This is a genomic window from Filomicrobium sp. (genome assembly GCF_025698805.1).
Taxonomy (GTDB): Bacteria; Pseudomonadota; Alphaproteobacteria; order Rhizobiales; family Hyphomicrobiaceae; genus Filomicrobium; species Filomicrobium insigne.
The window spans coordinates 225490-239741 of record NZ_JAILWT010000003.1 but is presented as its reverse complement, the minus strand read 5'-3'; the positions used below and the strand labels follow the sequence as shown (position 1 = coordinate 239741).

At 58.5% G+C, this 14252-nt stretch carries 10 protein-coding genes and 1 pseudogene; 5 read left to right on the top strand and 6 right to left on the bottom strand.

All coding sequences use genetic code 11. The annotated features are described in order from the left end of the window. Positions 1 to 4: 4 nt before the first annotated feature. Together cimA and K5845_RS08485 are read left to right on the top strand one after the other, a co-directional pair. On the top strand, positions 5 to 1639 hold the full coding sequence (gene cimA, locus K5845_RS08490) for a citramalate synthase (RefSeq protein ID WP_090229128.1): 1635 nt from the start codon (positions 5 to 7) through the stop codon (positions 1637 to 1639). A gap of 191 nt (positions 1640 to 1830) precedes the next feature. Beyond that, positions 1831 to 2661, top strand: a complete 831-nt coding sequence (locus K5845_RS08485) for a MipA/OmpV family protein (protein WP_287958786.1) — start codon at positions 1831 to 1833, stop codon at positions 2659 to 2661. 79 nt (positions 2662 to 2740) lie between these two features. Here K5845_RS08485 and K5845_RS08480 read toward each other — a convergent pair whose 3' ends face one another. Next, entirely contained in the window at positions 2741 to 4243 is a 1503-nt protein-coding gene (locus tag K5845_RS08480) for a DEAD/DEAH box helicase (protein WP_090229133.1), read from the bottom strand. 349 nt (positions 4244 to 4592) lie between these two features. Further along, positions 4593 to 5573, bottom strand: coding sequence for a methylmalonyl Co-A mutase-associated GTPase MeaB (meaB, locus tag K5845_RS08475; protein ID WP_090229135.1), 981 nt, complete (start codon positions 5571 to 5573; stop codon positions 4593 to 4595). A 272-nt stretch (positions 5574 to 5845) separates the two neighbouring features. Between meaB and K5845_RS08470 the strand changes: the two genes are divergently transcribed. After that, positions 5846 to 6226: a hypothetical protein gene (locus K5845_RS08470; RefSeq protein WP_287958785.1), complete on the top strand. Its 381-nt coding sequence runs from the start codon at positions 5846 to 5848 to the stop codon at positions 6224 to 6226. A gap of 243 nt (positions 6227 to 6469) precedes the next feature. Here K5845_RS08470 and K5845_RS21200 read toward each other — a convergent pair. The 3 genes and pseudogenes from K5845_RS21200 to K5845_RS08460 all read right to left on the bottom strand — a co-directional run. Continuing rightward, positions 6470 to 6880 (bottom strand): annotated as a pseudogene (locus K5845_RS21200) (DUF6600 domain-containing protein); the annotation flags it as partial. A 229-nt stretch (positions 6881 to 7109) separates the two neighbouring features. Then, complete coding sequence (locus tag K5845_RS08465; protein ID WP_052743930.1) at positions 7110 to 8084, bottom strand: zinc metalloprotease HtpX; 975 nt, start codon at positions 8082 to 8084, stop codon at positions 7110 to 7112. A gap of 124 nt (positions 8085 to 8208) precedes the next feature. Further along, positions 8209 to 8868: an LOG family protein gene (locus K5845_RS08460; protein ID WP_082101135.1), complete on the bottom strand. Its 660-nt coding sequence runs from the start codon at positions 8866 to 8868 to the stop codon at positions 8209 to 8211. Between the two features lie 389 nt (positions 8869 to 9257). Between K5845_RS08460 and K5845_RS08455 the strand changes: the two genes are divergently transcribed. Then, the gene (locus tag K5845_RS08455; RefSeq protein WP_287958784.1) at positions 9258 to 11171 is read left to right on the top strand and encodes a LysM peptidoglycan-binding domain-containing protein; all 1914 of its coding nucleotides are present in this window, start codon (positions 9258 to 9260) and stop codon (positions 11169 to 11171) included. Positions 11172 to 11353: 182 nt separating this feature from the next. After that, positions 11354 to 13294, top strand: a complete 1941-nt coding sequence (locus K5845_RS08450; protein ID WP_052743931.1) for an ABCB family ABC transporter ATP-binding protein/permease — start codon at positions 11354 to 11356, stop codon at positions 13292 to 13294. 19 nt (positions 13295 to 13313) lie between these two features. Here the strand turns inward: K5845_RS08450 and serB are convergent, their stop codons facing one another. Next, a complete protein-coding gene (gene serB / locus K5845_RS08445; protein ID WP_280140635.1) occupies positions 13314 to 14231 on the bottom strand; it encodes a phosphoserine phosphatase SerB in 918 nt (305 codons plus the stop codon). Positions 14232 to 14252: the final 21 nt, after the last annotated feature.

Genomic DNA, 14252 nt, shown 5'->3' with positions numbered 1-14252 from the left:
CAGAATGACAAAAGAACGCCTTTACCTCTTCGACACGACGCTGCGCGACGGTGCGCAGACGACCGGCGTCGCCTTTAAGCTCGAAGACAAGCGCCGCATCTGCAAGGTTCTGGACGATCTGGGCCTCGACTACATTGAGGGCGGATATCCCGGCGCTAACGCGACCGACACGGAGCTATTTGCGAGCAAACCGGATTTTGCCAACGCAACGTTTACCGCGTTCGGTATGACAAAACGTGCCGGTCGATCACTTGAAAACGATGTCGGCTTTCAGGCCCTGCTGCAGTCCGAAGCAGACGCCATCTGCATCGTCGCCAAGTCGTGGGACTACCACGTTCGCGTTGCGCTCGGCATCACTAACGACGAGAATTTGGAGAGCATTGCTCAGTCGATCTCGGCAATCGTCGCCACGGGTAGAGAGGCGATGCTCGACTGCGAACATTTCTTCGATGGTTACAAAGGTAATCGCGACTATGCCGTCGCAGTCGCGCGCACGGCTTACGAGGCCGGTGCCCGCTGGGTCGTGTTGTGCGACACAAACGGTGGCACGTTACCTCATGAAATTCATGACATCGTGACGGACGTCGTGACGGTCGTGCCTGGTACACACCTGGGCATCCACACTCACAACGACACCGAAAATGCAGTGGCCAACTCGCTCATGGCTGTGCGCGCCGGTTGCCGTCAGATCCAAGGCACGTTGAATGGCCTCGGTGAACGGTGTGGCAACGCCAATCTGACATCGATCATCCCAACGCTGCTTTTAAAGAGCGAATTTGCCGAACACTTCGAAACCGGAGTGACGCCGGCCCGCCTGCGTACGCTGACACATGCCAGCCGCGTGCTCGATGAAATCCTCAATCGCAGCCCGTACAAACACGCACCTTATGTCGGGGAAAGCGCTTTTGCGACGAAGGCGGGCATTCATGCGTCGGCAATTCTGAAAGAGCCCGAGACCTACGAACACGTAGCTCCCGAATCCGTCGGTAACACGCGTCGTCTGCTGATCTCCGATCAGGGCGGACGTTCTAACATTCTTGCCGAACTCGATCGTCTTGGCATCGCCATCTCAAAGGACGATCCACGCATCGGCAACTTGCTCGAAGAGGTCAAAGAACGCGAAGCTAAGGGCTACACTTACGAGTCTGCCGAAGCATCTTTCGAACTGCTGGCCCGGCGTGCGCTGGGCGAGGTGCCGAAATACTTCACCGTCGATAGCTTCCGCGTCATGGTCGAACGACGTCACAATGCCGTCGGCGATCTCGTGACTGTATCCGAAGCGACGGTGAAGGTGTTCATCAATGGCGACCGCGAACCGTTATGGTCCGTTGCCGAAGGCAATGGCCCGGTCAACGCGCTCGACGGCGCACTTCGCAAAGACCTCGGTCGCTACCAGAAATATATCGAGGGCGTGGAACTCGTTGACTACAAGGTGCGTATCCTGACGGGCGGCACCGAAGCCATCACGCGCGTGCTAGTGGAAAGCCACGACACGACAACAGGTGCGCGTTGGATCACTGTCGGAGTCTCGCCCAATATAATTGATGCAAGCTTCGAGGCGCTGCTCGACTCCATCAACTTCAAGCTGATGAAGGACAGCGCCCCCGCAGAGCATGTCAAGGTCGTGTCGCGATACTAGACTCAAAGACGCCAGTTTGCTCCGGCGGTGCATCTTCCAGGCCACACAGGCTGTGCAAAGCGTTGGAGATTTAAATTTTCCAACCGCTCTACGCTGCCGCATCTGTGCTGATCTGGTAGTCTCCATCGACGACTGGCTGTGGAATGCGTTTTCCGCGGTGAAAATTGTAAAATGGGGCACCGCGACCGAACATGGTGAAAACGAGTTCCATTTGCTTTGGGGCGTTAGCGCTTTCCCTTGCGGTTTATCTGCCTGCTGCGACACCAGTTGTTGCGCAAGACAGGTATGACGCTCCGTCCGGCATGAGTGTCGGCCTTGGCGGCGTCGTCGCGATCAAACCGAAATATGAAGGCTCGGACGAATACGACGTCTACGGCTTCCCTATAATTTTTCCGCAGTTCGGCGGTGGTAGCGGATTTGCGGACCGCATCAAAATCCGCGGCGCGGATGACGTTCGCCTGAGGGTGTTTGAAACCGGTGGTTTCGAGGTGGGCCCGCTTGCCGGCTATGCCTTCGGACGGGACGAGGACGACGGCGACCTGCTTCGGGGACTAGGTGACGTTGATGACGGCATCGTCTTGGGTGCCTACGCAGGCTATCGCTTTGGTGTCGTACTGCTCGACGTTTCCTATCACCACATCGTGTCGGGGGACGACACGGGCTACCAGATCCGGTTCGGTGGCGAAATCGAACAGCGCGTTGCCAGCAACGCTATCGTCACAGCGCGCGTTGGCGCGACATTTGCTGACGACAATTATATGGACACTTACTTCGGCATATCCGCTGCGCAGTCCGCGTCTTCGGTTGCCGGTCTTTCAGCATATGATGCGTCCAGCGGTATCAAAGACGTTCACTTTGAATTGGGTACACGGATCGACCTGACAGATCGCTGGCAATTGCGGGCTGGCGCGCGCTACGGCCGCTTGCTCGGTGACGCAGCCGATAGCCCGATCGTGGAAACCGAAAACCAGTTCTCGGGCATGATCGGCGCCGCATACCGCTTTGATTTCGGCGGCTACTGAGCCGCAAGCGTTTAGCGATAACGTCTCAAAGAATTTGGGGCTGGTTCTCGAAGAACCAGCCCCTTTTTTATATCAAGCGTTACTGTGCGCGTTCGACGTTCTTTTCAGACGTCCAGGGTCTACCCCCACCACCCCGGCGGGGCCGGTTCTGGTTGGCGCGATGTCCGCCGCCACTGCCCTGACCCTCTCCACGGTGATGAGCATGCGCATGCGGCGAACCGCGATGGGCCCGCTCGGGCCGCGCCGAGGCGTTATCATCGGCTCGCTTGTGGCCGGGCGCGCGAGGAGCAGGAGCACCATTGAGTTGGTCGGCGCGACCTTCTGCGTGGCCGTCCCTGCGCCGCGGGCCACCGTTGCGAGAAAAACGATGCGGCTGTCCCTGACGACCGGCGGCCCCTCTGGCGGGACCACGCTCGGGCTCGCGGACTTCCGGCAAACGAACGGCCAATGCTTGGTCGCCGCGGCGGTCCTCTGAAGGGATCTTCTGGCGGGTAACGCGTTCGATGTCGCGTAACAAGCCGCGCTCTTCGCCGTCGCAGAAGGAAATCGCGACACCCGACGTGCCAGCTCGTGCAGTCCGCCCGATGCGGTGAACATAAGCTTCCGGGACTTCGGGAAGTTCAAAATTAATGACGTGAGAGACTTGATCGATGTCGATGCCGCGCGCTGCGATATCGGTAGCGACCAACACGCGGATCTTGGCGTTACGGAACGCGTGAAGGGCCCGCTCACGCTGGCTTTGGCTCTTGTTGCCATGAATGGCAGCCGCAGGGATGTTCGCGACCTCGAGCTGACGCGCGACCCGATCGGCGCCGCGCTTGGTACGCGTGAAGACAAGCGTGCGCGTCATGCCCTGATCGGCCAGGAGATCCAAGAGAAGCGCCCGCTTACGAGGACGTTCCACGTGAATCACTTTTTGAGCGATACGCTCGACGGTCGTTGATTCCGGCGTGACGGAAACTTTTATGGGATCGGTTAGAAGCTCGCCTGCGAGTTTGCCGATGTCTGTGGGCATCGTCGCAGAGAAGAACAGGTTTTGTCGTTGTCGCGGCATAAAAGAGACGACGCGACGGATAGGCTTCACGAAGCCGAGGTCGAGCATCTGATCGGCTTCATCGAGTACCAGGAATTCTGTTGCCGACAGATCGATGTCGCCTTCCTGCATGTGGTCTATAAGCCGACCAGGTGTCGCGATCAGCACATCAACGCCGCGCGCCATTGCGCGTCGTTGCGGACCGGCGGGAACGCCACCGAAAACTACTGTTTGCGAGATCCCAAGCTTGCGGCCGTACGTTTTGACCGAATCTCCGATCTGGCTTGCCAGTTCGCGGGTTGGGCTTAGGACGAGCACACGGCACCCGCGCCGGATAGGCGCGCGCTTATTCTGGCTTAGGAGCTGCAGAATGGGCAAGGAAAAGGCAGCGGTCTTGCCTGTACCGGTTTGTGCGATACCGAGCAAATCCTTGCCTGCCAGGACACTGGGAATAGCTTGCGCCTGAATTGGCGTCGGGTTTGTGTAGCCTTCGGCGTCGAGCACTTCGAGAAGCGCGGTGCAAAGGCCAAGTTCATGAAAAGAAGTCAAATGTATTCCTTCTCGCGAATATTCGCGCGAACGGCCGCCTACAGTTGGCGAAGGTAATTCGCCAACGAGAGACGCGGGGTTTCTGGCGACAACCCGCGTGACTAAGGGCTGTCAGGATGAGTAGGGAATATTCGCTCGGCAGGGGACATCGGCGAAAGCTTTACGGTGCCTTCAATCCCATCACGCATCTGGAGCGTAGAACCGCTCTCTGAGCGACGATTGCCTTGTCACATGCTGCGTCGCACAAGTCAACGGAAACTAGAGTGGCCGCTTGCCGCAGTGACCACACGGCCACGCACCCCGACAAACGCTATAATGCACTGATGCAGCACAAGTATTTCGTTATTGCTCACGGAGTGATTAGCTTTCGTGCAGCATCAGTCGGACTTAATTGACCGGTCAAGATCTCGTCAGCCAGTTTGTCGACACCGCCATCCTTGTCTGACTTGATACGTTGCGCGACCAAATCTGCGGCGGCGCGAGCAATTAAATAACGGGCCCGGCGCCGGCGGCGATCTACGGCGTTTTCCGCAAGGATTGGTTGACCGATCTTTTCAATCGCCGTCATAAGCTCTGGCACGCCGGCACCGGTTGTCGCCGTGGTTTTGAGAACCGGCACCTCGGAGCGATTGCCCGCGCGGATCGACAGAGCGCCCATGAGCTGCTGCATCGTCCGCTCTGCGCCGTCCCGATCGCCTTTGTTGACGACGAGAATATCCGCGATTTCCAGAAGGCCGGATTTCATCGCCTGAATATCGTCACCGAGCCCAGGCGCCGAAATAACGATGCGAATGTCGGCGACTTCCGCCACATCGACCTCGCTTTGCCCGGTGCCAACAGTTTCCAACAGAATGAGGTCAAAGCCTGCCGCATCTAACGCATCAATGATCCGAACGGCTGCCGGCGATAAGCCGCCAAGATAACCTCGGCTCGCGAGCGAACGCACGAACACACCATCATCATCCAGCGCTGCCGTCATACGGATCCGGTCGCCCAGAATAGCGCCGCCAGAAATCGGACTCGACGGATCGACGGCGATGACGCCGACTCTAAGGTTCTGGGTGCGAGCATGCCGGATAAGTGCGTTGACAAGCGTCGACTTCCCTGCCCCGGGAGGACCAGTCAGGCCGATAACGAGCGCGCGGCCCAGATGCGGTTGAAGAGCCCGCAGCAACGCCGGAGCCGACGTCGAAAGACGTTCGAGTTCCGTGACAGCGGACGCGATAGCTCGCCGCTCGCCGGCGAGGAGCCGCGCGACCTGATCCGAAATTGAAGCGTCTGCAACCTGTGCCGGGGGCTGCTCCGCCACGTGGGGCTTATTCTGGTTCATGGCAATCGCTGATACGCGTACCGGCGTCAGTGATCAAGAGAGTGCCAGAAAGCACCGGTTAACTCACAACCTTAACGTCGCTTCCGCGGGCCACCTCGTTTGTGCCCACCCCTGGACCGCTGGTGACGTTTTACGCTCGCCCGGCCGCGTTTATTCGCCCTGTGCCGCTTATGTACACGCGACCGTGCTTTCGATCGGCGGTGGGCCTTACGTTTGCGTTTTATGTGTTGATTGGCACGGGTTTGCTTTTTGCGTTTGACCGAGCGCTTGATATGCCGCCTAGCGTTTTTTTTGACCTTGGCCGCTTTCCGCGTGTTGCGTGCCCGATGCTCGGCACGCCGTTCCGAGCGCGCTTTGCGCGACTTATGAACAGCGCGACGATCTCTGAAGCGCCGGACGTCCGGACGTTTGGCCCGATGGGTTTTGCTGCGATGCTTGCGCGCACGACGTTCTTCGATTTTACGAACGCGGCTCTTGATATCCTGGCGCGCCGAACGGCGATGCTGCTTCGCGTGGCTCCGAGGGCGATAAACCTGTCGGATCTGACGTTTGCCGCGGTGATGCGCGTGGCGCCGCGCGCGTTTATCGTGCGAATAGACGACACGCGAAGGGCGGACATGGCGATGCGCGCGCCGACGAACATCTCTCAGTGAAACACCCCGGTTTACGACGCGGCGGTGCCTCCAGCGCGCATAGGGGCCGCGGCGAGAGTTTCGATAAAAGCGGTGATACCGGTGCCGGGGTGCGAGATGCCGGTAGATGTGAGGTTCAACGAACAGCGAATAAGCAGCAAATACCCAGAACGGCTCATATAGCGGGTCTTCATAGATAACCGTGTGAGGAACGTATCGTGGGCCTCGGTAGTCGGAACGCGTGGGAGGGTCGGGAGGCAGCGGGGCCCAGCCGACATATTCATCCGTTTCGCGCCAGGCGACCCAGGCCGGAGCCCATGTCGTTCCCGGAACCCAGAACCACCCTAGATTGTCAGCGCGTGACCAGCGGCCGTAGTGGTACACCACCCAGCCGAAGGGCTCCTCGGAAACCCATGTCCAGCCGGATTGTTCATCGTAGGCCCACTGACCAAGTGTGTAGGGTCGCCATGTTTCATCGACATTAGGGATCCACACGATGCCGAAGTCATCGTGCTGCTGCCAGCGGCCAAAATCCGATACCGCATTAATGAGAACATCTAGGTCAACATCCGCCTTCGGTGCGGACGAGGTTTGGTCAGAGTAGGCTTCTTGCGACGTTACGACGGCAAACAAAGTAAGAGAGGCAACCGCAGTTACTGCTGCGAGCGTCACCATGCGTAACGATGAGAGAAGAGATGTAATTGGTCGGCAAGACACGATACCTCCTTCCAGATGGGCGTTCGGATCATGCTGACGAGCCGGCGGACCACGCCAAACCGCAAACGCTATCAGTTCCGTCTCAGGCGCTGACGGAAACTCCGATTTCAAATCATTATATGGGAAAATTGTACGGAATAATGAGGGGTAACAAAATTCTGTTCACGGCGTGTTCTACTCGAGGCGACTAGAACCAGACGCCGGGCCACCGATACCGCGGCCGCATCTCGATCGGGCCACAGCCAATGAGGGACACCATGGGTTCTTCGACGATGCCAAGCTGCGGCATCCGCTCTTGAGGCACGAGGTTGCGCAGGCGGGATACGCGCTCTTCAGTCAGCGGATGGGAACGCAACAATGATGGCTGCGGCGTTCGTCGAGCCGGCACGGGAAAGGCAAGATCTTCCCAAAAATGCCCTGTCGAATTGTCTAGTCGGCTGAGCGCAGAGGCGAGCCCCAAGGGATCGCCCGTCAACATTGCGCCTTCCCGGTCGGCGTCGAATTCGCGCGTTCGCGATAACGCCAGCTGCAACAAGCTCGATAGGGCGGGTGCGAGGTAGAGCAACGCAATGCCAAACCATGACACGGTCATGTCGCCCGTCGTAAGCGCCAACAGGTTGGTGATCGCGAAGTAAAGCGCAACATACGACATCACCTGTACGTACCGGGTCATGACATCGGCCACGTTCATTAGCCACAGATCATTATTGCGGATGTGGCTCATCTCATGCCCGATGACGCCGATGATCTCGCGCATTGTCAGCCGCCGCAGGAGACCCTCCGTCACTGCAATGGCTGAATGTTTCGGATTGCCCGTCGCAAACGCATTCAATGTGGCGCTCGGAATAACGTAGAAGTCAGGCCGTGCGGGTAACTCAGCACGCGCACTCAACTCATCGATGATGCGCGAAAGTTGGTCGTGTCCCGGCGGTTGAAGTTTTCCACGATAAAGCCGCATCACCATTTCTGGCGGGATTTGGGGGGCAATGAGCGACAGTACGCCCACCGAGACGAATGCCGCAACGATGCCGCCCGCTCCGAACAGCAGATAGGCGCCCGCCGCCAGAACGAGAGCAATGCCGCCGATCAGCAAAATCGAATGCACAAAGTTGCTGCGCTGGTGCGCTTCTACTTGCGCCGGATCAAGCAACGGACTGGACACACTGAAACCCCGAATGACTAAGCGCACGCGTCTTGCCGAACGGTCTAGGGCGCACCATGCAGGATGCCATGGCGAGCCCTATGTCGGCAATCATAGTTCCGCGCTCGTCGGGTGTCGCCCGACCTTAAAACTTAGCAAGTACGGATTCTTCTGAAGCCCCATTTTGCGCGGATTCGCACGCTTCAACAGCAGCATCGACAATGTCCTCAGCGCGCGAAACCACCGTGAATTTCAGATGCAGGGTCTCACGGATAAACGCTTGCGCTTTCATGTGCTCGAAAAGAGTGAGAAGCGGATCCCAGAAATTGTTGATGTTGGCAATAATGATCGGCTTTTGGTGCTGACCGAGTTGCGACCACGTGAGCTGCTCAACGAGTTCCTCCAGCGTACCCACGCCGCCAGGCAGAGCGACGAACGCATCTGAGCGATCAAACATAAGCTGTTTGCGCTCGTGCATGTTGGCCGTGACGACCAATTCGTCTGCGGCGCGGAGCATGTGTTCGCGTACCGTGAGAAATTCCGGAATAATACCCGTAACACGGCCACCGTGAGCAATTGTCGCTTCCGCCACCTCACCCATCAGCCCTAAACCGCCGCCACCATAGACGAGCCCGATGCCCGAGCGCGCCAGATCGTGTCCAAGGGTGCGCGCCGCTTCAGCGTAGACTGGCACGGAACCGGGACCGGAGCCGCAATAAACACAAATATTCCTCAGTCCGCCCCGGCCTCGCGCGGCGGGAGCCTGCAAGTGAACCTTTGACTCGGAACGAATTTTCTTCTGCATAGTGTCTTTTTTCCTTCGGGAAGGGGCATGACGCTGCCGGATCGTTTTGCACCATTGCGATGACGACCTGACGAAGCGCTGAGCCCTCCTCTATTATTTAGGTATTACTCTGGGCCGAAAAGGGGCATGGCGGCGCCGGGGCCTTATTCAATCGGTTGATCGCTAAGAAGACGCGGGGGAAATGAGAGGCCGATCTGCAACGCATTGTGGAGGTGTTGCCCCCTCCGCCTTGGCTGCCGTCAGCTTCTCCGCTAAGCTCCCGGCAATTGCGTACATCACAGGGTGCGCAGTTAAAAAATACGGGGAATTTCAAGTTATTACGCTCTGTCCGTTGGGGGGACGGTACGATGTACTTGCCACGTCCTCCAGTGGTGCTGGCGGCTTGTTGGATGACGGGAGTTTTAGTGTGCGTGGTGAACGCGCATAGCCCCGTCCTTGTTCCCGCATCGCCACAGCAGTCCGCAACAAAGATCCTGGCGTCGACGGGCGAAACGCCGCTCTCTGACGCGTTGGCGCCGTCGCGTGCATGGGCGCAAACCCCCGACAAAGCGGCTGCGAGTTTAATCCCGACCTTTACACGCATTATCATATCGTTACCGGCGGATATCAGCTTTGAGGGCACAGGTGCGCCGGGCGACGAGATCACGCTCTATATCGACGGCGATCGGACGGTAGCGACACGCGTTGATGGCGAAGGCCAATGGCGCGTTGCCCTCGCTCAGTCCCTTCCACCGGGGGATTATGCCGCGATGGCGGTCGCGACGTCCTCGCCGGGCGCAACACCTAAGAGTTCGGAAGAAGTACGCATCGCTATCCCGCAACTCGCACCGCCCGTTTATGCGCCACCGGATACGGTGTCACACGCCGATGTGGAGCCACCCAACGCGGCTACCCGTCGTCGCGCCGCCGAATTGGCGCGCGATGCCAACAGTTATTTTGACAAACTGACGGCTGAAAAGCCGACAACATCTAAAAGTGATCAGCGCGGTCAGGTTCCCGAGCGGAACGATGGCGATATAAAAACGAGCGAGCCGCGAAATTCTTACAGCGGCATCGCGGGGTGGTTCGCGCGTGCTAGGCGTGAATACAATGAAGTGCTGGTCGCCGGGCTGTCCGATCCCAACCGCCGCGGGAGCATCGCCCAAAACCCAGAACAAGACTTAGCGGTCAAGCCACCGCTTCCTGAACGTCCGGATGATGGTGTCAGCTATATCCAGATCGCGATGAATTGGCTGCAGCAAGCTAACCGTGAATACCAGGAGCAGCTGGTTGACCAATTGAAAAGGCGCGGAGCTGCCGAGCGGCTTGCTGTCCGCGAGAAAGCACCTGCAGACGGACACACAGACGTAGCTGCTCTATCAAACCAAACGGAGCAGCCTGCAGAAGAGGCGACAACTACGAAGGCGGGTCGAGAGGTCGACGAAAAACGTCTCGCCGCCCTCAAGACAGAAGAAGAGAGACAGGCCTCAGAGACGCGCCGTTTGGAGGAAGACGAGCGCCGCGCGGCGGAGGCAGCCGAACGTCAGCGGGTCGCCGCTGAGACGAAAGCACTAGCGCGCCGGGCGGCGGAAGAGCAGCGCCAGGTTGAAGAAGAACGTCAACGTGTTGCTCACAGCGCAGACCAAGAATCGGGGAATGTACGCGCGCTGAAGGAGCTCCTTGCCGAGCGTGAAAAATTCCCTGCACCGACGGAAATGGACGCGGTGACCATCGCTCCGACGCTCCGTGCCGCCCAAACTGATGAGACAGCGCATAGCCAACCGGCCCAACCCGAGCTGTCCGTTGCACCTGAAGCCAAAGCATCGCAATCACACGTGGCTGAGGCTGTTCCAGCGACCGCGGACATAACAGCTGAAGACGTCGCGAGCATCGCCCTGCCGGAAGCAAAGCCGCGCCAGTTGTCTCATCGAGAGCAAACCGTTTCGCTCCCCCCTGTACCGGAAGCGCGCAGGATCGTTGCGGCAGCCGTACCAATGCCCGGCGAGAAGCCGGACCGTCAGTCGGCAATAGACGTGAGGGTGGCGGAGCGCGATGTTAATGGCAGCAGCAAGCGCGAAGGTGAGCCAGCGCTCGATCGGTATCGCTGGTGCAGCAATCCGAGAGCAGGACGCACCATTACCCCGCCTGGGACGTACATCGTGGCGTATGGCGATACCCTCTGGGGCATCGCGGAACGCCACTACAATGCAGGCTACCTGTACAAACGTATCCGCCGCGCGAACCGCCGCAAGATCAGGCATTCACGCTGGATTTATCCGTGCCAGCGGCTCTGGTTGCCGCGTCTGAGAGTGCACCGCCGCTAAAGGCCGACACGGCACCACTGGCCAGAGACGATGTGGCGGGTTAGAAGGTGGGCCCGATCCAACGACCGGCACGAGTGCGCCTGCTTCTGAACTATTGTCAGCGGAGGCTGGATATTGCTGCCAGCGCACGTTTCGCAGTAACTGGCAATGCCGTTCACACCTCGCGCCGGTAAGAAGGCTAAATGAGTCCACGTTCCGCATCCCGTCGTTCACCCAGCGGTCCTCCGCTTGACCACACCTTATTGGGTGCGCGCGAGGATCACTGGATGGTCCTTAAAGGTCTGCTGCCATACGTCTGGCCGGCGGCGCGGCCGGACCTCAAACGCAACGTCGTATTCGCCTTTGCAATGCTGCTCGTTGCAAAGCTGATCACGGTCGCGACACCGATCATCTACAAAGAAGCAGTCGATGAACTGACGCGCGTGGCTAACGGTGAACTTGGTACGGTCGGAACTTTATCGCTGGTAATCACGGGGCTCATCCTGAGCTATGGCGTCGCGCGCGTCGTGATGATGGCGCTTAATCAGCTGCGCGACGTCTTCTTCACGAAGGTCGGACAGCACGCTGTCCGCGAGCTGAATAAGAAAACCTTCGAACACCTGCATCGTCTCAGTCTCCGCTTTCACCTTGAACGGCGTACCGGAGGGCTCTCGCGTGTCCTGGAGCGCGGCGCGCGCGCCATAGAGCTCATCATTCGCATGGGCATTCTCAACGTGGTGCCCACCGCGATGGAGCTGCTCCTCGTCTGTGGAATCCTGTTCTTTTACTTCGACATGTTCTACGTGCTGATCGTTCTTGCGACAGTCGCACTTTACATGTGGTTCACGTTCGCAGCTTCGGAGTGGCGTATAGCTATTCGCCGCGAAATGAATGACAGCGACACCGAGGCCAACACGAAGGCCATTGATAGCTTGCTGAACTTCGAGACCGTCAAGTATTTCGGTAACGAGGATCTGGAAGCGCGACGCTTCGACAAGTCCATGGCGCGCTATGAGCAGGCTGCGATCAAGACGTACTACTCCCTTGCCATCCTCAACACGGGCCAAGCCGCAATTTTCACGGCCGGCATGACCGCCGTGATGTGGATGGCCGCTCGCGGCATTGCCGCCGGCACGCACACCATCGGCGATTTCGTGATGATCAACGCGCTGATGATCCAGCTTTACATGCCGCTGAATTTCATGGGCATGGTTTATCGAGAGATCAAACAGGGCTTGGTCGATATCGAAGTCATGTTTGCGATCATGCGCGAAAAGCCTGAAGTCCGTGACGCGCCGGACGCGCGCCCGCTCGTCCAGACGGAAGGAACTATCCGATTCGAGAATGTGTCGTTCTCTTATGATCGCGAGCGTACGATCCTCAAAAACATTTCATTTGAGGTGCCGGCAGGAAAAATGGTGGCGATCGTCGGCCCCTCTGGGGCGGGTAAATCGACGATCAGCCGCATACTCTTCCGCTTCTATGACATCGATTCCGGCCGTGTGACGATCGACGGACAGGATATCAATAAGGTCACGCAAACTTCTCTTCGAGCGGCCATAGGCGTGGTGCCTCAGGACACAGTTCTTTTCAACGACACCATTCTCTACAACATTCGCTATGGCAGCCCTGATGCGAATGAAGAGGAGGTCATGGCGGCGGCCAAAATGGCCCAGATCGATGGCTTTATCAGGATGCTGCCCGACGGCTACAAAACCATGGTGGGTGAGCGTGGCCTCAAATTGTCCGGCGGTGAAAAGCAACGCGTCGCAATTGCGCGGACCTTGCTTAAGGGACCGCCAATTTTGATCCTGGACGAGGCCACCAGCGCACTTGATAGCCATACGGAAAAGGAAATTCAGGACGCGCTCGATCAGGTTGCCAAGGACCGCACGACACTCGTCATCGCACATCGCCTCTCAACGATCGTGCATGCCGACAACATTCTCGTCTTGGAAAAGGGACAGCTAGTTGAGCAGGGCACCCACGGCGAGTTGATGGCCAAGGGCGGGCTCTACGCCAGCCTCTGGAACCGGCAGCGCGAAGCCGAGAAGGCCCGCGAGGAATTGGCCCACGCTATAGAAGAAGCCGAACGTGTAGGCGCCATTCCCCGGAAGGCCGACGCATACGATACCTTTGAATGACGGATGTCTGCTGTCAGCCCTAGCCGGAGAATTCTTCGCGGCCATAGCCCTGCAGATACAGAAGGGCACGTAAATCGCTGTGGTTGAGAGAAACCCTCGCAGCGGAAGCAACGACGGGCTTCGCACGGAACGCGACTCCTAGGCCAGCTGCAGCTATCATGCCGAGATCGTTTGCGCCGTCCCCTACGGCAAGCGTATCGCCAAGGGGAATATTCAACTCTTTGGCAAAGCGTGTGAGCGCGTCTCGCTTGCCTTCCTGGCCGAGGATGGGTTCAACAACACGGCCCGAAAGCGTGCCGTCCGCGATCTCAAGCACGTTGGCTTGATGGTCATCAAAGCCGACGACCTCCGCCACACGTCCGGCGAAAATTGTAAACCCTCCGGAGACGAGGGCACAAAACGCGCCGTGCTCTTTCATTGTCTCCACCAGAGTGCGTGCTCCCGGCATCAGCGAAATACGTGTCCCGAGCACAGCCTCAAGCACGTCCGACGAGAGCCCTTTGAGTAATGCAACGCGCGTTCGAAGGCTTTCATCGAAATTCAGTTCCCCCTGCATCGCCCGCTCGGTGATGCTAGCCACTTCGTCCCCGAGACCGACGGCATCGGCGAGTTCGTCAATGCACTCCTGCTGGATGATGGTGGAATCCATGTCGGCCAGCAGCAGGCGCTTGCGACGGCGGGGACCTTCGTCGGGTACGATATTGATGTCGACAGGCAGGCCGATTGTAGCTGTTTTTGCTTGTTTCTTGACGTGCGCGCCCCCATCGGCCTGGGCGACAAATTTGAGTTCCCACGCCTCGCCTTCACACAGCCACCGTTGATCGATGACGGCGTCTTTGGCGAGAAGCCGCGCCATCGTATCCGTCAGCGTTCGGTTAAGGCAGGGTGCATCGTGTGCGCACGTTGCGATAAGAATCTGCCCATTGGAATCGGTCATCGCGCGCCAAAAGTCCGGTAA

Excerpts from the sequence above, each read along its gene's own strand:
- meaB (WP_090229135.1), bottom strand. The coding sequence starts at position 5,573 with ATGAACCAGAATAAGCCCCACGTGGCGGAGCAGCCCCCGGCACAGGTT.
- K5845_RS08455 (WP_287958784.1), top strand. The coding sequence starts at position 9,258 with ATGACGGGAGTTTTAGTGTGCGTGGTGAACGCGCATAGCCCCGTCCTT.
- cimA (WP_090229128.1), top strand. The coding sequence starts at position 5 with ATGACAAAAGAACGCCTTTACCTCTTCGACACGACGCTGCGCGACGGT.
- K5845_RS08450 (WP_052743931.1), top strand. The coding sequence starts at position 11,354 with ATGAGTCCACGTTCCGCATCCCGTCGTTCACCCAGCGGTCCTCCGCTT.
- K5845_RS08470 (WP_287958785.1), top strand. The coding sequence starts at position 5,846 with ATGCCGCCTAGCGTTTTTTTTGACCTTGGCCGCTTTCCGCGTGTTGCG.
- K5845_RS08460 (WP_082101135.1), bottom strand. The coding sequence starts at position 8,868 with ATGCAGAAGAAAATTCGTTCCGAGTCAAAGGTTCACTTGCAGGCTCCC.
- K5845_RS08485 (WP_287958786.1), top strand. The coding sequence starts at position 1,831 with ATGGTGAAAACGAGTTCCATTTGCTTTGGGGCGTTAGCGCTTTCCCTT.
- serB (WP_280140635.1), bottom strand. The coding sequence starts at position 14,231 with ATGACCGATTCCAATGGGCAGATTCTTATCGCAACGTGCGCACACGAT.